This window comes from Kribbella sp. C-35, from assembly GCF_046549195.1.
In the GTDB taxonomy this organism is placed as follows: Bacteria; Actinomycetota; Actinomycetes; order Propionibacteriales; family Kribbellaceae; genus Kribbella.
In genome coordinates, this window is the sequence record NZ_JAJPWG010000005.1 from 737,659 (window position 1) to 756,941 (window position 19,283).

17 protein-coding genes are annotated in these 19,283 nt (G+C 67.6%); 11 read left to right on the top strand and 6 right to left on the bottom strand.

Annotated elements, in window-relative coordinates; translation table 11 throughout:
• Nucleotides 1–12: 12 nt before the first annotated feature.
• On the bottom strand, nt 13–1,353 hold the full coding sequence (locus ACLJOO_RS33835) for an FAD-dependent oxidoreductase (RefSeq protein ID WP_410791728.1): 1,341 nt from the start codon (nt 1,351–1,353) through the stop codon (nt 13–15).
• A gap of 27 nt (nt 1,354–1,380) precedes the next feature.
• Nucleotides 1,381–2,067 carry an alpha/beta fold hydrolase gene (locus ACLJOO_RS33840; RefSeq protein WP_410791729.1) on the bottom strand — a complete coding sequence of 229 codons (687 nt, stop codon included), beginning with the start codon at nt 2,065–2,067 and terminating at the stop codon, nt 1,381–1,383.
• Nucleotides 2,068–2,144: 77 nt separating this feature from the next.
• Here ACLJOO_RS33840 and ACLJOO_RS33845 point away from each other — a divergent pair, with 77 nt between their 5' ends.
• Nucleotides 2,145–2,567, top strand: coding sequence for a MarR family winged helix-turn-helix transcriptional regulator (locus tag ACLJOO_RS33845; RefSeq protein WP_410791730.1), 423 nt, complete (start codon nt 2,145–2,147; stop codon nt 2,565–2,567).
• 339 nt (nt 2,568–2,906) lie between these two features.
• Nucleotides 2,907–4,220 (top strand): hypothetical protein, encoded by a 1,314-nt coding sequence (locus ACLJOO_RS33850; RefSeq protein WP_410791731.1) that lies wholly within the window; start codon nt 2,907–2,909, stop codon nt 4,218–4,220.
• 2 nt (nt 4,221–4,222) lie between these two features.
• On the opposite strand, the gene ACLJOO_RS33855 is transcribed toward ACLJOO_RS33850, so the two are convergent.
• Entirely contained in the window at nt 4,223–4,987 is a 765-nt protein-coding gene (locus tag ACLJOO_RS33855) for a sulfite exporter TauE/SafE family protein (protein ID WP_410791732.1), read from the bottom strand.
• Nucleotides 4,984–5,685 carry a FadR/GntR family transcriptional regulator gene (locus ACLJOO_RS33860; RefSeq protein ID WP_410791733.1) on the bottom strand — a complete coding sequence of 234 codons (702 nt, stop codon included), beginning with the start codon at nt 5,683–5,685 and terminating at the stop codon, nt 4,984–4,986. Before ACLJOO_RS33860 ends, ACLJOO_RS33855 begins: the two co-directional genes overlap by 4 nt.
• Before the next feature lie 103 nt (nt 5,686–5,788).
• Between ACLJOO_RS33860 and ACLJOO_RS33865 the strand changes: the two genes are divergently transcribed.
• The 3 genes from ACLJOO_RS33865 to ACLJOO_RS33875 are packed head-to-tail and all read left to right on the top strand — an operon-like array spanning nt 5,789 to nt 9,665.
• Nucleotides 5,789–7,108: an SLC13 family permease gene (locus ACLJOO_RS33865; RefSeq protein WP_410791734.1), complete on the top strand. Its 1,320-nt coding sequence runs from the start codon at nt 5,789–5,791 to the stop codon at nt 7,106–7,108.
• Nucleotides 7,109–7,113: 5 nt separating this feature from the next.
• Entirely contained in the window at nt 7,114–8,256 is a 1,143-nt protein-coding gene (locus ACLJOO_RS33870; protein ID WP_410791735.1) for a CaiB/BaiF CoA transferase family protein, read from the top strand.
• Nucleotides 8,253–9,665 carry a carboxyl transferase domain-containing protein gene (locus tag ACLJOO_RS33875; protein ID WP_410791736.1) on the top strand — a complete coding sequence of 471 codons (1,413 nt, stop codon included), beginning with the start codon at nt 8,253–8,255 and terminating at the stop codon, nt 9,663–9,665. The genes ACLJOO_RS33870 and ACLJOO_RS33875 overlap by 4 nt, the downstream gene beginning before the upstream one ends.
• Here the strand turns inward: ACLJOO_RS33875 and ACLJOO_RS33880 are convergent.
• Nucleotides 9,611–9,970 carry a DUF4345 domain-containing protein gene (locus ACLJOO_RS33880; RefSeq protein ID WP_410791737.1) on the bottom strand — a complete coding sequence of 120 codons (360 nt, stop codon included), beginning with the start codon at nt 9,968–9,970 and terminating at the stop codon, nt 9,611–9,613. The two genes, ACLJOO_RS33875 and ACLJOO_RS33880, sit on opposite strands and share 55 nt — an antisense overlap.
• 293 nt (nt 9,971–10,263) lie before the next feature.
• Here ACLJOO_RS33880 and ACLJOO_RS33885 point away from each other — a divergent pair, with 293 nt between their 5' ends.
• The 6 genes from ACLJOO_RS33885 (at nt 10,264) to ACLJOO_RS33910 (ending at nt 18,234) form a co-directional block, all read left to right on the top strand.
• On the top strand, nt 10,264–11,529 hold the full coding sequence (locus ACLJOO_RS33885; protein WP_410791738.1) for an ABC transporter substrate-binding protein: 1,266 nt from the start codon (nt 10,264–10,266) through the stop codon (nt 11,527–11,529).
• The gene (locus ACLJOO_RS33890) at nt 11,529–12,488 is read left to right on the top strand and encodes a carbohydrate ABC transporter permease (RefSeq protein WP_410791739.1); all 960 of its coding nucleotides are present in this window, start codon (nt 11,529–11,531) and stop codon (nt 12,486–12,488) included. The genes ACLJOO_RS33885 and ACLJOO_RS33890 overlap by 1 nt, the downstream gene beginning before the upstream one ends.
• Nucleotides 12,489–12,509: 21 nt before the next feature.
• Nucleotides 12,510–13,379 (top strand): carbohydrate ABC transporter permease, encoded by an 870-nt coding sequence (locus tag ACLJOO_RS33895; protein ID WP_410791740.1) that lies wholly within the window; start codon nt 12,510–12,512, stop codon nt 13,377–13,379.
• Nucleotides 13,380–13,385: 6 nt separating this feature from the next.
• On the top strand, nt 13,386–15,329 hold the full coding sequence (locus ACLJOO_RS33900) for a glycoside hydrolase family 43 protein (RefSeq protein WP_410791741.1): 1,944 nt from the start codon (nt 13,386–13,388) through the stop codon (nt 15,327–15,329).
• 22 nt (nt 15,330–15,351) lie between these two features.
• Nucleotides 15,352–16,419: a LacI family DNA-binding transcriptional regulator gene (locus ACLJOO_RS33905; RefSeq protein ID WP_410791742.1), complete on the top strand. Its 1,068-nt coding sequence runs from the start codon at nt 15,352–15,354 to the stop codon at nt 16,417–16,419.
• A gap of 72 nt (nt 16,420–16,491) precedes the next feature.
• The gene (locus ACLJOO_RS33910; RefSeq protein ID WP_410791743.1) at nt 16,492–18,234 is read left to right on the top strand and encodes a glycoside hydrolase family 35 protein; all 1,743 of its coding nucleotides are present in this window, start codon (nt 16,492–16,494) and stop codon (nt 18,232–18,234) included.
• Between the two features lie 311 nt (nt 18,235–18,545).
• Here the strand turns inward: ACLJOO_RS33910 and ACLJOO_RS33915 are convergent, their stop codons facing one another.
• Nucleotides 18,546–19,271, bottom strand: coding sequence for a TSUP family transporter (locus tag ACLJOO_RS33915; RefSeq protein WP_410791744.1), 726 nt, complete (start codon nt 19,269–19,271; stop codon nt 18,546–18,548).
• Between the last annotated feature and the right edge of the window lie 12 nt (nt 19,272–19,283).

A 19,283-nucleotide genomic window follows, 5' to 3' on the forward strand; every position in this document is an offset into this window, starting at 1 on the left:
ACCCGCTGACAGTCAGCCGTTCGCGATGCTCACCATGTCCTCGCGGGGGACGACCTTGATGCGTTCGCGGCCGACTGCCTCGCCGAGAGCGAGCTCGTAGGTGTCGAGGCGGGCCCAGCCGTCGGAGTCGATCACGGTCGCGCCGCGGCCCGCGAGATGCTCCAGAATCCCTTGTGGATCACGGATCTCGCGCTGCGGCAGCGTGTCGAGATCGGCGAGCAGACTCGCGATCGTCTCCGCTGCATCGGACTTGGTGTGGCCGATCAGTCCGATCGGGCCGCGCTTGACCCAGCCCGTGACATAAAGGCCCGGCAGCGGTACGCCGTCCAGGTCGAGAACCCTGCCCCGATCGTTGGTGATCACGCCGGCGTGGTGGTCGAACGGGATCTCCGGCAGATGGGACGAGAGATAGCCGACCGCGCGGTACACGGCCTGCACGGGCGTGTCGACGTACTCCCCCGTGCCCCTGACCGTGCCGTCGCCCTGCAACTGGGTCACCTCGGTCCGCAGGCCCTCGACCCGGTCGCGCCCGAGGACCTCGACGGGTGCGTGGCAGAGGTGGATGTGGATCCGGTGCGGCGCGCCGGTCGGCTCGGCCTCGACGTACTTGAGCAACGTGTCGACGACCAGCCGCGTGCCCTTGCTGGCGTTGATCGCGGCCTGGCTCGCCTCGTCGATCTCGAACCCCTCGGGGTGCACGATCACGTCCACCGACGGCGAGTGCGACAGCTCCCGCAACTCCATCGGCGTGAACTTGATCTGCGCCGGACCCCGCCGCGCGAACACGTGTACGTCGGTCGCCTGGTTGAGCTTCAGCCCCTCGTAGACGTTGTCGGCGATCTCGGTGCTGAGCTGCTCGTCGGCCGGCTTCGCCAGCATCCGGGCGATGTCGAGCGCGACGTTGCCGGCCCCGATCACCGCGACCTCACGGGCCTCGAGCGGCCAGTCCCGCGGTACGTCGGGATGCCCGGCGTACCAGCTCACGAAGTCCGCCGCGCCGTAACTGCCCGGCAGGTCGATCCCCGGGATGTCGAGCGGGCGGTCGGCCATCGCGCCGGTGGCGAACACGACCGCGTCGTAGTACCGGCGCAGGTCGTCGAGCTTCAGATCGATGCCGTACGAGACGTTGCCGACGAACCTGATCCGGTCCCGGCGTACAACGCGCTGCAACGCCTTCACGATCTCTTTGATCCGCGGATGATCCGGCGCAACGCCGTACCGCACCAGCCCGAACGGCGCCGGCAGGCGCTCGATCAGATCCACGTGCGCACCCGGGTGTTCCTGCGTCAATATGTCAGCCGCGTAGATGCCGGCCGGTCCAGCACCGACCACGGCAAGGCGGAGATCCCTCATTCATCACTCCAAGTAAGTTAGGCGAGCCTAACCTACCCGAAGTGCGGCAAGCAGCTCCTCGGGGGTCTCGAGCTGTGGAAGGTGGCCGGTGCGGGGCAGAAGCGTGTACGTCGACTGCGGGATCGCGGCCGCGTAGGCCTTGCCGTACTCCGGATCCGCGATCCGATCGCCTTCACCCCAGATCACGTGCACCGGGAGCTCGATGTCGCCGAGTCGCTTGATCAGGGTCGGGTCGGACATGGTCGGACCGGTGTATCCGATCAGCGCCTGCACGTCGGGGCTTGGCCCGCCCGCACCCGGTGGCGCCGGAAGCTTGCTCGGGTCATGGAACGAGAACGACTGGATCTCCGCCGGCGACAGTCCGCTGACGTCGGTCAATGGGTGGCCGTCGACCTCGATACCGATCCCGTCCACGATCACCACGCGACTCACGCGAGGACTCTGTCGTAGCGCGATCTCCGCAGCGAGCCAGCCGCCGAACGAGTTGCCGATCACGGTCACGTCCGCGAGATCCTGCTCGTCGAGCATCTCGACGTACGCCGCGGCGAGGTCGGCGACCGTGGTGAGTCCGGCCGGCTTGGGTGTGCCGCCGAAGCCCGGGTGGGTCGGCAGCAGGACCTGGGACCGCGTGCGTTCGGCGAGCAGGTCTGCGAAGCCAGCCATCGTTCGCACACCGCCTCCACCGTGCAGCAGCAGGAACGGGCTACTCATCATCACTCTCCATCAGCTCGCCTATATAAGGAACCTTAGGTCAGTATCCTGATATAAGCAACCTGATGTAAGATCGGCCCATGAAGCACCAGCCCGCGGACGTCGCCCTGGCCGTCAAGCGCCTGCAGTACCGGCACCACCGCGCACTCAGCCGCGCGCTCGCACCCCTCGGGCTCTCGCTCGTGCAGTGGGACACACTGCGGCACCTGCACCGCCAGCCGGATGCGTCGCTGCACGACCTCGCGATGCTGACGTTCCAGACCGACCAGTCCTTCGGCTCATTGGCGACGCGCATGGCGGAGCGCGGCCTGATCGAGCGGATCCCCGGACCAGGCCGCGCCGTAAAACACCGCCTCACCACAAAAGGCGAGCAACTCCGCGCCGAGGGCCAGAAGGCCGTGAACGACGTCGTCAAGTCGTCGTTCCATCCCCTGTCAGCCGCCCAACTTCAACAACTGGGCGACCTCCTGGACATCACCCTCGGCCCAGACCCAACCACCTGACCTCAGTCAGCCACCGCCGTACGCCGCTTGCCCGACGCAATCGAACATCCCGCCGATCAGCCACACCTCGCGCACAAGACGGGTTATCCCCATGGGTTGGGGGTTCTCCGCTGGTCTGCGAGGGGAGAACCCCCAACACGAGGGGATATCCGGCTATGTGCGCGAGGTGTGGGTCGGCGCTGCTGGATGACCCGGCCCACTGGCGAATTGCCCGATCGGGCATTTGTTGAGGTTTTGTTGCAGTCGGGCGCAACGCCGTGCTGTGGATCAACCGAATTGGTGTGCCGAGGCGTCTCAGCCTGCATTACCGGGGGTGGTACCGAAATTCGGGGGGAATTCATGAGTGCGGTTCGTTGTGATCCGATGCTGGCGGACGTCCTGTTGCCGGCGCCGTTGCCGTGGCGACGACGGATCCTCAAGCATCCACGGCTGATGCAGAGCAATCGGCTGGCGTTGCTGATGCTGATTGTCAATTGTGGAATCTTCGCGGGCGCATTGAGCGGTCATTGGTGGAACGATGTCGCCGGGCTCGCACTGGTCGCGCAGGTGAATTTCGCGGTAGGAATTCTGGTGCGCCAGCAGTTCGTCGTGAACTGGCTTTCCCGCTGCGTGATGAAGGCACCCAAGTCGTGGCCGCTGCGGGTGCGGTGGGCACTGGCGAAGGGCTATCACCTCGGCGGATTGCACGTCGGTGGTGCTGCCTGCGGCACCTTGTGGTTCCTGGGCCTGACCATCGTCGCAACCGGCCAGGTCGGCGTGGGACTCCTGCTCGTGTACTACCTGCAGGCGCTGGCACTGCTAGCCATCGTCATCACCGCTCGACCCACTGCGCGCACCAAGCGGCACGACCTCTTCGAGCGCGTGCACCGCTTCGGGGGCTGGGGATTGTCGCTGCTGTTCTGGATCGGCGCGATCCTGCTCGCGGACGAGCGACGCGGAGCCGAGCCGCTGCTCAGCGCAATCGCAGGTACGCCGACGGTCTGGGTACTGATGCTCACCACGATCAGTTCGCTGCTGCCGTGGACGATGCTGCGACGCATCCCGATCGAGGTCGTGCGGCCGTCGTCCCACGTCGCCCTCGTACGGGCCGGTCGCAGCCGGCCGATGGCCGGATCGGCCCGCGCGATCGCCCGGCATCCCTTGCAGCAATGGCACAGCTTCGCCGTGATCCCGACGCCGGGCGCGCCAGGGTTCCGGATGGCGGTGTCGCGCGCCGGCGACTGGACCGGCGACTTCATCGACAATCCGCCGACGCACGTGTGGGTCCGTGGTGTCGCGACGGCAGGTATGGCGAACTACGGGACGGTCTTCCGCCGGGTCGTCTACCTGGTGACCGGCAGCGGGATCGGACCGGTGCTCGCGCACGTTCTGGCAGCTCGCGTGCCGCACAAACTGGTGTGGGTCACGCGCGATCCGGTGAAGACGTACGGACAGGACCTGGTCGACGAGATCCTGTCCGCGCAGCCGGACGCGCTGATCTGGGACACCGATGCGTACGGCAAGCCAGACATGGTGAAGCTCGCCTACTCGGCCTACGAGGACTCCGGTGCGGAGGCCGTGATCTGCGTGTCGAACCGGAAGCTGACCTGGTCCGTCGTACACGGCCTCGAGAGTCTCGGCATCCCAACGCTCGGTCCGATCTGGGACTCCTGAGATCAGCGCAGCATCAGCACTGCAGCGGTGACGCCGGCGAGCACGATCAGGACGCGGAGCAGTCCGCTCGGGAGCCGTCGGCCGATGTGCGAACCGACGTACCCGCCGGCCACGGACCCGATCGCGAGCAGCACGATCGCGGTCGGGTTCAGGTCGGCGATGAAGACGAAGATGACGCTGGCGACGAGGTTCGCGGCCAGCAGGGACAGGGTTTTGAGGGCGTTCACGACGCGCAGCTCGAGATCCAGGCCGAGGCCGAGCACCGCCATCATCATCACGCCCGCACCGGCGCCGAAGTACCCGCCGTACACGCCGGTCAACGCGGCGAAGAACGTCGTCGTCGGAGTCATCGTCGTCCGCGTTTCCTGCGGTTCCTCGTGCCGGGAGCGCAGCCAGCGGGAGATCCACGGCTGGACGCCGACGATCAGACAGGTGAACAGAATCAGCCACGGAGCTGCCGCGGCGAAGACTCCTGGCGGCAACGCAAGCAGCAGTACGGCGCCACCGATCGCGCCGATCGCACACGTCAGCACGACCGCGATCGTCGTGGGCCGGGAGACCTCGCGCAGCTCGCGGCGGTACCCGAACGAACCGCTGAGTGCACCGGGCAGGAGGCCGATCGTGTTCGATGCGTTCGCCACGACCGGCGGAATCCCCAGCGCGATCAGCGCTGGGAAGCTGATCAGCGACGCGACCCCGACGGTGGACGTGAGCACACCAGCTCCGAGTCCGGCCGCAATGATCGCCAGATGCTCGACACCGGTCACGGCCTGTCTCGCAGCAACGCGACGTCGGACACCAGCATCACGTGCTCATGCATGGCCTGAGCCGCGGCGTCCGGATCGCCGGCGGCGATCGCATCCGCGACCTTCCGGTGGCCGGCAAGCGACTCGCGCGGCCGGCCGGGCTGGGACAACGACTCCAGCCTGGTCTCCCGGATCAGGTCGTGGATGGCAATCATCATCTGCGCCAGCAACTCCGACCGCGCCGCCGCTGTGACCGCGCCGTGGAACGCCTCGTCGCCCTCGACACCCCGGCCGCCAGCCTCGATGTCGCGCTCCATCGCGTCCAGAGCCGACCGGATCGCCGTCAGGTCGGCCTCGGTACGACGGGACGCCGCCAGCGCGGCCAGCTTCGATTCGAGCGCGTCACGGGCCTCGATGATCTCGGGCAGCCGGTCGGCGTGCGCGCGGATCGCCTCGATCACCGGCGCGGTCCGGGCCCGTTCGGTCAGCACCGTGCCGTCGCCATGCCGAACCACCACCGCACCGATCACCTCGAGCGCCACCAATGCCTGGCTCAGCGTCGCCCGGCTCACGCCGAGCCGCTGCGCCAACTCGCGCTCGGGCGGCAGCCGGTCGCCCGGCTGCAGACCGTTCTCCGTGATCCAGCTGGTGATCTGGCCGGCGACCTGCTCGTAGAGGCGGGACCGCAGTACTGGACGGGGTGGTGGCGGCGACTCCATACCCACAGCTTATTGACAAGTGGCCCATTGGGCTATTGGCTAGGCCACTGAGCCAGCTACTAACTGGTATGTCCCCGTCAACCGCCCGGAAGAGGATTCCGTCATGGGACCAGAGTGGGTTGCGATCCTGGCGCTCGTCGCGCTGTTCGTCGTCGGTACGGTCCTGCCGATCAACATGGGCGCGCTCGCGTACGTCGCGGCGTGGCTGGTCGGCCTGTACTCGTTGCACCTGAGTGAGAAGGAGATCCTGGCCGGCGTCAGCGGCGACCTGATCCTCACGCTGATCGGCGTCACCTATCTGTTCGCGATCGCCAAGAACAACGGCACCGTCGACCTGATAGTCGCCAGTGCGGTCCGTGCCGTCGGCGGCCGGGTCGCGCTGATCCCGTGGGTGATGTTCGCGGTCACCGCCGTACTGACCGCGATCGGAGCCGCCAGCCCGGCCGCGTGCGCGATCATCGGGCCGATCGCGCTCGGCTTCGCCGCGCGGTACAAGATCAACCCGCTGATGATGGGCATGTTCGTCGTGCACGGCGCCCAGGGCGGCGGGTTCTCGCCGATCAGCATCTACGGCACGATCACCAACTCGGTGATGGAGGACGCCAAGCTGCCGTCCAGCGAGCTGACCGTGTTCCTGTCCAGCCTCGTCGTCAACCTGGTGATGGCGACGATCCTGTTCATCGTCTTCGGCGGCCGGAAGCTGATGGACCAGCGTGTCGACCTGAACAGCTCGGACGACCTCACCGACGACCTGCATGAGGGCGGCGCCACCGTCACCGCGCGCGGCACCGGCGCCTCGGCCCCGACCGGAACGCTCGCTCGCGGCGTGAAGCGGGATCAACTGCTGACGCTGATCGCGTTCGTCGGTGTGGCGGTGGTGGCGCTCGTGTTCGACAAGAACATCGGGTTCGTCGCGATCACCGCCGCCGTACTGCTCGCGATCCTGTCGCCGACCGAGCACAAGGACGCGATCAAGCAGGTAGCGTGGCCGACGGTCCTGCTGGTCGCGGGTGTCAGCACGTACGCCGCGATTCTCACCGAGTCCGGTGCGCCGCAGTTCGTCGGCAAATGGGCCGCCGGACTCGGAGCGGCCGTGATCGGCGCGCTCGTCCTGTGTTACGTCGGCGGTGTCGTGTCGGCGTTCGCGTCGTCGACCGCGCTGCTGCCGGTGATCATCCCGATCGCCGTACCGCTGATCGGTCATGGCGGGATCAGTGCCGGTCTCTTCGTCGCGGCGCTCGCAGTCGCGTCGACCATCGTCGACGTCAGTCCGTTCTCAACCAACGGTGCGCTGATGCTCGCGAACCGGCCGGACACGATCGCAGAACCTGTGTATTACAAGCAGATTCTCACCTACAGCGTGATCGTGGTCGCGGCCGGCCCGTTGCTCGTCTGGGCCGCGCTAGTGCTCCCGGGCTGGTGACTCGGATGGGTCAGCTGGACGGCGTACTCGTCGTGGATCTGTCCCGGGCGCTGGCCGGGCCGCACGCCACGATGATGCTCGGCGACCTCGGCGCGCGCGTGATCAAGGTGGAGGCCCCCGGCCGCGGCGACGACACCCGCGGCTGGGGGCCGCCGTTCGCCGGTGACGAGTCGACGTACTTCCTGTCCGCCAACCGCAACAAGGAATCCATCACGCTGGACCTGAAGGACGAGGCCGATCGCGACGTCGTACTGCGGTTGATCGATCGTGCCGACGTACTGGTGGAGAACTTCCGGACCGGCGTCCTCGATCGGCTCGGCCTCGGCCTGGATCTGTTGCGCGAACGCAATCCACGCCTGGTCGTGCTGTCCATCACCGGCTTCGGCCACGACGGACCGGAAGGCGGACGGGCCGGCTACGACCAGATCGCCCAGGGTGAGGCGGGGCTGATGTCGCTGACCGGGTCCGGGCCGGAGGACCCACAGCGGGTCGGCGTACCGATCGGCGATCTGCTGGCCGGGATGTACGGCGCGTACGGCGTCGTCGCGGCGCTCCACGAACGGTCGGAGACGGGCACCGGTTGCATTGTCCGTACGTCGTTGCTCGCGGCAATCGTCGGCGTGCACGCGTTCCAGGGCACGCGATACACGGTGGCCGGGGAGGTCGGGGTGGCCCAGGGCAACCATCATCCGTCGATCGCGCCGTACGGACTGTTCCATTGCGCGGACGGCGCGGTGCAGATCGCGGTGGGTAGCGAGGGGTTGTGGGAACGGTTCAGCGCGGCCTTCGAGCTCGACACGGACGGCTTGACCACGAACGCGGATCGGGTGGCGCATCGAGATCGGTTGATCGCGGTGATCGAGGCGGCGTTCGCTGGTCTGACCAGTGCGGAGCTGCTCGCGAAACTCGATGCGGCCGGCATCCCCGCCGGGCGGGTGCGGAGTCTGGACGAGGTGTACACGTGGGACCAGACCGCGAGTCAGGGCCTGTTGATCGACGTCGAGCACGCGACGCTCGGGCCGCTGCGACTACCCGGGCCGCCGCTGCGGTTCTTCGACGGATCGCGGGAGACGACCCGAGGTGATCACCGGCCGCCGCCGACGCTCGACGAGCACGGCGCCTCGATCCGGGATTGGCTGAAGGAATGAGCGCCCACGGGTTGATCGACGCCGTCCTCGATCCAGGATCCTTCCAGTCGTGGGATCGGCCGGGTACTCAGTCAGCCGACGATTCCTATCAGCAGCAGCTGCGGCGGGCCGCCGAGCGGGCGGGGACGGACGAGTCGGTGATCACCGGACGCGGTTCGGTCCGTGGGCGGCAGGTCGCCGTACTGGTGAGCGAGTTCGCGTTCCTGGCCGGGTCGATCGGCCGGGTGGCCGCGGAGCGGATCACCGCGGCGGTACGTCGGGCGACGGCGGAGCGGCTGCCCATCGTGGCGTCGACCGCGTCCGGTGGGACCCGCATGCAAGAAGGAGCGGCCGCCTTCGTCGAGATGATCACGATCTCCAAGGCCCTGATGGACCACCGCGCGGCGGGTCTCCCCTATCTCGTTCATCTCCGGCATCCCACGACTGGCGGCGTCTTCGCCTCGTGGGGCTCGCTCGGTCACGTCACAGTCGCTGAGCCCGGAGCGTTGATCGGCTTCCTCGGCCCCAAGGTATACGAGGCGCTTCACAACGAGCCGTTCCCGTCCGACGTCCAGACGGCCGAGAACCTCGCCGCGCACGGGGTGATCGACGGCGTGGTCGAGACGAGCGATCTCCCGTTCCTGCTCGATCGGGCGCTCGGAGTGCTCGTCGATCCCCCGGTCGCCCCGACACTCCCCCGCCGTACCGGGGCCGCCGGACCCGTCGATGCCTGGACGTCCGTACTGCGTACTCGTCGGCCCGACCGCGCCGGCGTCCGCGAACTCCTCCGCTATGGGGCCACCGGAACCCTCCGGCTCACCGAACCCGACGCGGCCGTCCTCGTCGCGCTGACCCGACTCGACGGTCGGCCGTGCGTACTGGTCGGCCAGGACCGTTCGCAGACCAAGCCGATGGGACCGGCCGCGTTACGCCAAGCCCGCCGCGGCATGAACCTCGCCCAGACCGTCGGCCTCCCACTCGTCACGGTCATCGACACCGCCGGCGCCGAACTGTCCCGCGCCGCAGAGGAAGGCGGCCTGGCCGGCGAGATCGCCTTGTGCATCTCGACGATGACGACGCTGACCGTGCCGACCCTGTCGATCCTCCTGGGTCAAGGCACCGGTGGCGGCGCGCTGGCGTTGCTCCCGGCAACCACCGTCGTCGCGGCAGCGCACGCCTGGCTCGCACCGCTGCCGCCGGAGGGAGCCAGCGCGATCGTGTACCGCGACACCACACACGCTCCCGAACTCGCCGCCGCCCAGCACATCACGGCCCCTGACCTACACGCCTCCGGCACCATCCACCACCTGATCCCCGAACACGACACGGACACCGCGGAGACCCTCGCGATAGCACTAGCCGCCGAATGCGCGGCTCAACTCACCGCGAACCACAGCACTCCGCCGAGGACGACCTCCACACAGAAATAGAACCAGGACGGGTAGAAGGCCTGCGGGCGATCGCGCAACGCGCCGATCAATCGCCCCGCGGCCATTCCACCCAGCGCGACCGCAACCGCGATCACCGCCCCGCGCCGGATCCCCTCGTCGAGCGCCGCTGCGACGAGCAGACCCGCAATCGCGAGCCCGAACCCGCCGTACACGGCACGTACTTCGTTGCGCGCGTCCGGCCCCGCCGCCACGATCCCGAAGGGCCGCACCAGCGCCGCGGGCATGACGAGCCCATAGATCCCCATGCCGGCGAAGAACACCGCCGCGACCACTATTGCAATCATTGCAACAGCGTAGAGCACAACGCAGGCACGCTGGCTGTTTACGCAAACAGACAGGTCGCCCTGATCATGGCGCTGGTACGGCGTGGACGTCAAGAGGGCAGCGCCGGCCGATCTGAATCCGTTGCACCGACCCACGGCCATTACGTCGAAATGCCCGCAAAACAAGGGATGCAGGCGCTTAACCGGATCAGCTGAAGTTCTCGGAGACGGGCTCTTGACGCCGGATCGGGGTGACGCTCTAATCAGGGCACGCAATCTGTTCACGTAAACATTTTTGCCATCCGGAGGTAATAATGACTGTCTCTCGCCGCGCCGTCCTCGGCGGAGCGCTTGGTCTGGCCGCTGCCGGAGTGCTCGGCGCCTGCGGCTCCAACAAGGGAACCGGGGCCGCCGCCAGTGGCGGCGGGAGCAAGGTCTCGCTCAGCCAGTGGTACCACCAGTACGGTGAGAAAGGGACGCAGGAGGCGGCGAAGAAATACGCGGCCGAGTACACCGGCGCCACCGTCCAGATCCAGTGGATCCCCGGCGACTACCCCGCGAAACTGTCGAGCGGCCTCTCGTCCGGCAACGGGCCGGACGCGTTCGAGAGCCACCTCGAGCGCTCCCTGGTCAGCTCGGGCCAGGTCGTACCGCTCGACGACCTGATCGCCGACGTGAAGGACGACTTCGCCGAGGGCGATCTGGCCGCCAACTCGATCGACGGGAAGCTGTACTCGATCCCGATGATCAACGACCCGCAGATGCTCTACTACCGCAAGAGCCTGTTCGAGGCGAAGGGCATCAAGCCGCCGGAGACCGTCGACGACTTCGTGGCCGCGGCGAAGGAGCTGACCGGCAAGACGACGAAGGGCCTGTTCGCCGGCAACGACGCGAACATCACCGGCGGCGGCCTCTACCCGGCCGCGATCTTCTCGACCGGCGGACGCCTGCTGACCGACGACCACAAGGTCGGCTTCGAGCCGGCGAAGGTCGCCGAGGTGCTCGTGAAGCTCCGCAAACTCTCCGCCGACAAGAGCCTCCTTCTCGGCGCACCGACGGACTGGTGGGACCCCTCGGCGATCAACCAGAACCTGGCGGCGATGCAGTGGCTCGGCATGTGGGCCGTGCCCGGTATGTCGGCCGCACTCGGCGAGGAAGAGATCGGCGCGTTCCCGTTCCCGGCCGCGACCGGCGGCAAGCCGGCGGTGATCTCGGGCGGCTGGTCCGCGTTCGTCAGCGCGAAGTCCAAGAACATCGACGCCGCGAAGGCTCTCACCAAGTGGCTCTGGGTGGACAAAGCCGATCTCCAGGAGGACTGGTGCCTCAGCTACGGATTCCACATCCCGCCGCGGAAGAGCCTCGCCGCGAAGGCGTCGAAGCTCCAGTCCGGTCCCGCCGCCGAGTCCGTGTCGCTCAACACGCAGTACGGCGTACCCGGTAACCCGAACTGGACGCCCGCCATGGACACCGCACTCAAGGACGCGGTGACCAGGATCGTCGGCAAGGGTGCGGATCCGGAGGCCGAGCTGGCCGGCGCGGTGAAGAAGATCAACACCGAGCTCGACAAGATCTTCGGGTGATGTCGGAGCAGACCACCGCTGCCCCCGGAGTGCGCCCGGCCGACGGGCGCCTCCGGACCGCCCGGAGAACGCGCGCGATCCACGGGCAGCGGCGCGCGTTCTGGCTGTTCACCGCGCCGTTCCTGATCGGGCTCGTCGTCTTCGTCTACTTCCCGATCGCATGGAGTGCGTTCCTGAGTTTCTTCGACGCGCAGGGCACCGTGACGCCGACGAAGTTCGTTGGCCTGGGCAACTACACCACGATGCTCTCCGACAAGGCGTTCGTCTCGTCGCTCGTCACGTTCAGCGCGTTCGCCCTGCTGATCGTGCCGACCACGTTCGTGGTGTCGCTGTTCCTGGCGATGCTGGTGAACCGGGTCCGGGTGGCGCGGGCGTTCTTCCGCTCGGTGTTCTTCCTGCCGACCGCGTGCTCGTACGTCGTCGCGTCGCTGATCTGGAAACTGTCGATCTTCAACGGCGTCCGGTTCGGGATGGCGAACACGTTGCTCGGCTGGATCGGCGTGGAGCCGATCAGCTGGCTGGCCTCGCTCGATCCGCCCTGGTACTGGCTCGTCATCGTGACCGCGCGGCTGTGGTTGCAGGCCGGCTTCTACATGATCCTGTTCCTGGCCGCGTTGCAGAACATCAATCCGGAGCTGTACGAGGCCGCGTACGTCGACGGCGCCAAACCCGGATGGCAGGTCTTCCGGCACATCACGCTCCCCCTCCTCCGGCCGACCTCGATCTCGGTGCTCCTGCTCTGCCTGATCGCGGCGTACCAGGCCTTCGACGAGTTCTACAACCTGCTCGGCGCGGTCGAGTACGCGCGCCCGCCGCTGGTGTACCTCTACCACCTGGCGCTCGGCAGTCAGCAGAACTTCGGTCTGGGCAGTGCGGGATCCCTGATCCTGGCCGCGATCATCGCCGTCGTCACCGTGCTGCAGGGCAAGATCCTCGGCTTCGGCAAACCGAGCGACTGATCGAGAAACAAGGAGAACCCCATGGATTCCCATCAGCCGAAGGCCGTCGGTTACCGGCGGACGGTCGCCGACCGGATCGCCAGCGGCGCCGGACTGGCCGTGCTGCTCGTGATGACGCTGCTCTTCCTGATCCCGTTCTACCTGTTGATCCGGAACGGTCTGGCCAGTACCAAGGACATCACCGCGCCGGGATGGACGGTGTTCCCGCGGGACGTGCAGTGGCACAACCTGGTGGATCTGTTCAACGATCCCGAGGTGCCGATGCTCAGTTCGCTGCGGAACTCCGCGATCGTGGCCGTCCTGACCACGGCCGGCACGCTGCTCGTCTGCTCGCTGGCCGGGTACGCGCTGGCCCGGATCAACCACCCGCACAGCAACAAGATCTTCTACGCGGTGCTCGCCACCTTGATGATCCCGGGCGCGGTGACGTTCGTCCCGAGCTTCGTGATCGTGTCCTGGCTCGGGTGGGTCTCGGACTACCGCGGCCTGATCATCCCGGCGCTGTTCAGCGGCTTCACCGTCTTCCTGTTCCGCCAGTATTTCCTGTCATTTCCGAAGGAGCTCGAGGAGGCGGCCCGGATCGACGGTCTCGGGTACGGCGGGACGTTCTGGCGGATCGTCGTACCGAACTCCGGGAACTTCATTGCGGCGATCGCGGTGATCACATTCATCGCGAGCTGGAACTCGTTCCTCTGGCCGCTCGTGGTTGCCCAGGACGAGAGCGCCTGGACCGTGCAGGTCACGCTCTCGACGTTCGTCACCGCGCAGACGATCAACATCCCGCAACTGTTCATGGCGGCCGCCGTCTCGATCGTGCCGCTGGTCCTGGTCTTCGTCTTCCTGCAGCGTTATCTCGTGCAGGGTGTTGCTCAGACCGGTCTGAAAGGTTGAAACCCTATGAACCGAAGAAGTATTCGGGCCGCGGTGGGTGTCCTGCTCGCCGCGGTCGGGCTCAGTCTCCTGACGTCACCGGCCAACTCCGCCGAACCTTCGGCGTACACCTCCTTCCGCCCGGGTGAGCCCTGGCTCGACACCAGCGGCAAGGTCGTTCAGGCTCACGGCGGGCAGGTCGTGCCGTCGACGGACGAGCGCGGCCGGCGTATCTACTACTGGTACGGCGAGGATCGCAGCAACGGCTATTACGACAGCCCGGGTGTGCACCTGTATTCGTCGTACGACCTGTACAACTGGAAGGACGAGGGACTCGCACTCCGCGCGATGAACTCCCCCGACCAGTTCGAGAACGACCCGTACTTCGCGAAGCTCTACAAGAAGTACACAACCGCGCAGAAGGACGTCGTCTGGCGTGACCTGTCGACCAACAGCGTCCGCACCGACGGTTGGGCGCGCCCGTCGATCCTTGAACGCCCCAAGGTGATCTACAACAAGAGCACCGGCAAGTGGGTGATGTGGGTGCACTCCGACGGCCCGTCTTCGCCGACCAGTACGTCGACGTACGCCCGCGCCGAGGCCGGGGTGGCGATCGCCGACTCGCCGAAGGGCCCGTTCCGCTGGATCGACTCGTACCGCCTGAACCGGGTGCCGAGCGACTCGGTGCCGTGGTGCGGTACGTCGTCCGCGTTCGACCCGGCCGGCGGGATGGCGCGGGACATGAACCTGTTCGTGGACGACGACGGTACGGCGTACATCATCTACTCCTCCGAGGAGAACCGGACGATGTACGTCTCCAAGCTGAACAAGTCGTACACGTACCTGTCCGCGACGCCGGAAACCGCTGTACCTGGCAAGGACTTCGTGCGCACACTCGCCTGCAACCAACGTGAGGCGCCGGCCATGTTCAAGTCGGAGGGCACCTACTACCTGGTGACGTCGGGAGCCACCGGCTGGGATCCGAACCCGGCGCGCTACGCGACCTCGCAGAACGTCCTGGGTCAGTTCACCGACCGTGGGGTCCCGATCACCGGCGACGGCGCGGCGACCACCTACCGATCGCAAAGCACCAACGTGATCCCGGTCGACCAGAAGCACAACAAGTTCGTCTTCATGGGCGATCGGTGGACCCCGGACGATCTCGCGAACGCGCCGTACGTCTGGATGCCGATGAGCTTCGGCGAAGGCGGCGCGCTCACCATCGGCCCGGACACCGAGTGGACGTTGGGCGATCTGGCGCCGTACACCCGCTGGACCGTCACGAGCACGATTCCGGACAACGTCTGGCTCAACGACACGAGCACTCTGCCGACAACCGTCACCGTGACGACCGCGCGCGGGTCGCAGCAGGTCGCTGTCACCTGGGATCCGTCGACGATCGCGCAGCCGGGACCCGCGACCCTGCGTGGCTCGTTGGCGGACGGCAGGACGTTCACTCGCTCGGTCGTGGTCGTGCCACATGGTCTGCGGTACGCCGTGAACGCCGGCGGGACTGCCACACCCGACTGGACCCGTCTCACCCAGGTCGCCTCGACCGAGCAACCACTGCTCAACTCGGCACCGGAACAGCCGCTGGGGAGTGATCCCGTGACGGGCACGCAGTGGGGCTACACGGGTTCGAGCGCGCCGGCCGGTACCGGCGACCTCTATACGACACTGCGGTACGCCAAGAACCACGAGCCGCTGGTCTATACGTTCGAGGGCCTCGAGCCCGGCACGTACACGGTCCACGCGGGCTACTACGACCCGTGGCCATGGGCCAACCGCGCAGCCGAGGTGACCGTCAACGGGTCGGTCGTCGACCAGCAACGCCTGTTCACCGCGACCGGCGTCGCCGCGTCGTACGGCGGAGTCTCGGTCGGGGCCGACGGCAAGATCACGGTGTCGATCGCGCCGACCCGCTCCCCCGACATCCAGGTCAGCTGGCTCATGATCGCCCGCGGTAACTAGCAGCGCCACCTATGCTGATGCCATGTCGAGCGAGGTCAGGGGTGCACGCCGCGGGTCCAAGGGACACCCGAAGTCGGGGCCGTCCATCGGCGACGTCGCACGGTTGGCCGGTGTCTCGTCGCAGACCGTCTCCCGCGTGTCCACGGGCGCGGAGCCGGTCAAGGCCGAGACCCGGGAACGGGTGCTCGACGCGATGCGGCAGCTGGGGTATGCGCCGAACCTCGCCGCCCGGGCGCTGCGCCGAGGCAACTTCCGGTCGATCGGTCTGATCGCTCACCAAGTCATCCGGACCGGTGAGTCGAAGACGATCGAGGCGGTCATCGAGGCCGCCCGGCAGGAGGGTTACTCGGTGAGCCTCGTCGACGTCGAGAGTCCGTCGTCGAGCGACGTCAGCGAGGCCGTGCAGCACCTCAGTCACCAGGCGATCGACGGCTTGATCATCATCCGGGCCGAGACCGCGACCCCGGCGGCTCTGGCGCTGCCGCCGACCATGCCGGTCGCGGTGTCCGACTCGCGGTTCATCGGGCACCATCCGGCGGTCGGCGCCGACCAGGTCGGCGGCAGCCGCGCCGCGGTCCAGCACCTGCTGGATCTCGGGCACGCGACCGTCCACCACATCGCGGGGCCGAGCGACTCCGGCCCTGCGGACCTCCGGGCGACCGCCTGGAAGCAGACGCTGGTCAACGCCGGACGCGAGATCCCGGAGCCGTTCGGCGGCGACTGGTCCGCGGAGACCGGCTACAAGATCGGGAGCGAGATCGCGCAGCGCGACGACGTGACGGCGGTCTTCGCGGCGAACGACGAGATGGCAGCCGGCCTGATCCACGCGCTGCACGAGGCCGGACGCCGGGTGCCGGACGACGTGAGCGTCGTCGGGTTCGACGACATCGACCTCGCCGCGCACCTCTGGCCGCCGCTGACCACGGTCCGGCAGGAGTTCCACCAGATCGGTCACGACCTCGTCGAGGTCATCATGCGGCAACTCGGCGGGCGGGAGCAGCTGACCGGATACCACGGCACGGTGCCCGCGCCGCTGATCGTCCGGCAGAGCACGGCAGCACCTCGCAAGCGCCGACGTACCCGCCGCTGATTTCGGGGTGGACAGGCGCCAGCCGGTCCAGTTACCGTCAGAGATGTTTACGTAAACAAGAGATGAGAGCCCATGCCTGACTTCGCCATCGGTGAGTCCGACTTCGTCCTGGACGGCCGTCCGCTGCAGATCATCTCCGGCGCCCTGCACTACTTCCGGATGCACCCGGACTGCTGGGCGGACCGGATCGAGAAGGCGCGGCTGATGGGGCTCAACACCATCGAGACCTACGTTCCGTGGAACCTGCACAGCCCGCGTCCTGGCGTCTTCGACACCTCCGGAATGCTCGACCTCGGGCGGTTCCTCCGCGAGGTCGCGGCCGCCGGGCTGTACGCGATCGTGCGGCCAGGGCCTTACATCTGCGCGGAGCTGGACAACGGGGGACTCCCCGCCTGGCTCTTCCGCGATGACCATGCCGGGGTACGCCGTTACGAGCCGACGTTCATGTCCGCGGTCACGCAGTACCTGCAGGATGTGCTGGAGATCGTCCGGCCGCTGCAGATCGACCAGGGCGGACCGGTGCTGCTTGTTCAGGTCGAGAACGAGTACGGCGCGTTCGGGGACGACCAGACCTACTTGAAGGCGTTGGCCGAGGTCATTCGGAACGCCGGTGCCACGGTTCCGCTCGTCACGGTGGATCAGCCGACGGACTCGATGCTCGCCGCCGGCGGGTTGGACGGCGTACTGCGGACCGCGTCGTTCGGGTCCCGTGTCACGTCGAGGCTCGAAACGCTGCGGAAGCACCAGCCGACCGGGCCGCTGATGTGCATGGAGTTCTGGGACGGGTGGTTCGACTACTGGGGTGGACGGCACCACACGACGAGCGCGGCCGATGCCGCCGCGGAGCTGGACACGCTGCTCGCGGCTGGGGCGTCGGTCAACATCTACATGTTCCACGGTGGTACGAACTTCGGACTGTCGAGCGGGGCGAACGACAAGGGCGTGTACCGCGCGACCGTCACGTCGTACGACTACGACGCACCGCTGGACGAGGCGGGGAATCCGACGGAGAAGTTCCACGCGTTCCGTGAGGTGATCTCGCGGTACGCACCGGTGCCGGACGCCGTACCGGCCTCGAAGCCGGCCGCGCCGGGGTTCACCGTCGGGCTGTCCGATCCGGTTGGGCTCCTCCCAGGCTTCGGCGGACCGTGGACGGAACATCAGGAGCTGCCGACGCTCGACGATCTCGACGCACGGCTTGGGATCTTCCGGACCGAGCTGCGTCAGGGCGGGCCGGCGTTGCTGACGTTCGGCGAGGTCCGCGACCGTGTGCAGGTGCTCCTCGACGGCGCACCGGTCGGCATCCTCGAACGCGAACGCCACGAGCGCGCGATCATGCTCCCCCACACCCGCGGACGGCTCGAGCTCGTCGTCGAGGACCAGGGTCGGGTCAACTACGGACCCCGCATCGGCGAGCCCAAGGGCCTCATCGGGCCGGTCCGCGTCGGCACCGAGGAACTCACCGGGTGGACTGCCTGCGGGGTCGATCTCGAGAGGGTTCCGCAGCTGTGGCAGTCCGCGGGCCCGACGCCGTCCGCGCTCGGGATCGGGCCGACCGCGTGGCGCGCGACGTTCGAGACCGACGGTGAGTCCGACCTGTTCCTGCGAACCGATGCCTGGGGCAAGGGTTACGCCTGGATCAACGGCTTCTGCCTCGGCAGGTACTGGCGCCGCGGCCCGCAGGAAACCCTCTATGTGCCGGCGCCTCTGCTGGAGCCGGGCGCGAACAACCTCGTCGTACTCGAACTAGAGGTCCTCGAAACCCCCACGGCAACCTTCACCGGCTCGCCGCGGTTGGGCTACACCGACCTCTAGCGCTATCGAAGGAGGGTGCGGAAGGGCACTTCGGCTCTTGTGAATGATGTGGGTGGTCGACGGGTCCCAGGGCGTCAGCGGCCTGGTGTGATCGGCAGCTCGACAGGATGTATCGGGCGGCCGGGTAGTGCACCTGAGCGTGAACGCGTTCGTGCGTACAGCGTCTCGCCGGTGCACTACCTGTCGAGCTTGCACATCACCCACCACTGGCGGGTTACGCGTTTGGTTGTCCCTCGAAACCGCGAGTCGTGGATCGAGGCTGCATTTGACCACCAAAACGCACGACTCGACGGACACCGGTACCTGCGGCACTAGAACGCCAACAGGCCCTTGATCGCCGTGACGATGCCGCCGGCAACGGCTAGCGACAGCACCATCAGCCGGGCCACCCGGTCCGGGATTCGCCCGGCCAGCAAGGCGCCCAGGCCTGCGCCGAGGAGCAAGCCGGCGGCCGCCACGAGCCATTCGTCACCCGCGAGCGGAGGTACGCCGCGGGTGACGAGGGAGAAGATGTTGACGATCGTGCCGTAGAAGAGGGCGTTCGGCACGAACTCGCGGATCGTCCAGTTCGCGTTGACGGCGTACAGCGACACCGGGGGTCCGCCCAGGCCGGCGGCCGTGTTCATGAAACCGCCGGCCGCACCTGCGGTCAGCGCGCCGGCGAGTCCTTTCAACGACCGCACGCGCAGACCGCTCATCAGCAGCGCCGCGGTCACCGTCACCAGAGCCCCCATCACCACCAGGAGCACCGGCTCGGGCAGGACTCGGGAGAACCAAGCGCCGAGCGGCGCCGTACACGCGGCGGCGATCACCAGCGGGCCCATCGCTTTCAGGCGCACCTGGCGCCACCCGCGGGACAGTCCCAGGACACACACGACTCCGGCCGCGCAGTTCGCGAACGAGACGCCGTCCGTCGGCCCGAGCACCATCACGAGCGCGGGCACCGCGACCAGCGCGAATCCCATGCCCGTGAGCCATTGGACGAAGGCACCGAGCAGCACAACCCCGCCGAGGAGCAGACCCGCAGCACCACTCACTGCGGGAACCTC